We start from the raw sequence: 1172 nt of genomic DNA, 5'->3' as shown, positions 1-1172 counted from the left end.
ACCGAGGGCCGGGTCTTCACCGTCACCGGCGGCGACTGGGGCGAGGTGGTCGAGGCGGTCGGCCGGGCCGACGACGAGCGCATCATCGTCAACATGGGCCCCCAGCACCCGTCCACCCACGGCGTGCTGCGGCTGATCCTGGAGATCGACGGCGAGACGGTGAAGGAGGCCCGCTGCGGCATCGGCTACCTCCACACCGGCATCGAGAAGAACATGGAGTTCCGCAGCTGGGTCCAGGGCACCACCTTCGTGACCCGGATGGACTACCTGACCCCGCTGTTCAACGAGACCGCCTACTGCCTGGCGGTCGAGAAGCTGCTCGGCATCACCGACGACGTCCCGGACCGCGCCAACGTCATCCGGGTGATGATGATGGAGCTCAACCGGATCTCCTCGCACCTGGTCTGCCTGGCCACCGGCGGCATGGAGATCGGCTCCACCACCCTGATGATCTACGGCTTCCGGGACCGCGAGCTGATCCTGGACGTCTTCGAGCTGGTCACCGGCCTGCGCATGAACCACGCGTACGTGCGCCCCGGTGGCCTCGCCCAGGACCTGCCGCCCGGTGCCGTCGACCGGATCCGCGAAGCGGTCAAGGTCTTCCGCTCCCGGATGCACGAGTACGACAAACTCGCCACCGGCAACCCGGTGTTCAAGGCCCGCCTGGTCGACGTCGGCTTCCTGGACCTGCCCGGCTGCCTGGCCCTCGGCGCCACCGGCCCGATCCTGCGCGCCACCGGCCTGCCGCACGACCTGCGCAAGACCGACCCGTACTGCGGCTACCAGGACTACGACTTCGAGGTCGCGACCGCCGACAGCGCCGACTCCTACGGCCGCTTCCTGATCCGCCTGGAGGAGATGAAGCAGTCGCTGCGGATCGTCGAGCAGTGCCTGGACCGGCTGCGCCCGGGCCCGGTCATGGTGGCCGACAAGAAGATCGCCTGGCCCGCCCAACTGGCCGTCGGCCCGGACGGGATGGGCAACTCCCTCGACCACATCCGCAAGATCATGGGCACCTCGATGGAGGCCCTGATCCACCACTTCAAGCTGGTCACCGAGGGCTTCCGGGTCCCGGTCGGCCAGGCGTACGCGGCGGTCGAGTCGCCCAAGGGCGAGCTGGGCGTGCACGTGGTCAGCGACGGCGGGACGCGCCCGTACCGGGTCCACTTCCG

The 1172-nt window shown here is 69.2% G+C and carries 1 protein-coding gene; it reads left to right on the top strand.

The features are described from left to right. Positions 1–1172, top strand: a 1172-nt coding sequence (locus ABZW03_RS41095) for an NADH-quinone oxidoreductase subunit D (protein ID WP_355270023.1), incomplete at both ends; no start/stop codon positions are given.

The organism is Kitasatospora sp. NPDC004799, assembly GCF_040609095.1.
Classification (GTDB): Bacteria; Actinomycetota; Actinomycetes; order Streptomycetales; family Streptomycetaceae; genus Kitasatospora.
This window is presented reverse-complemented; position numbering and strand designations above follow the sequence as displayed.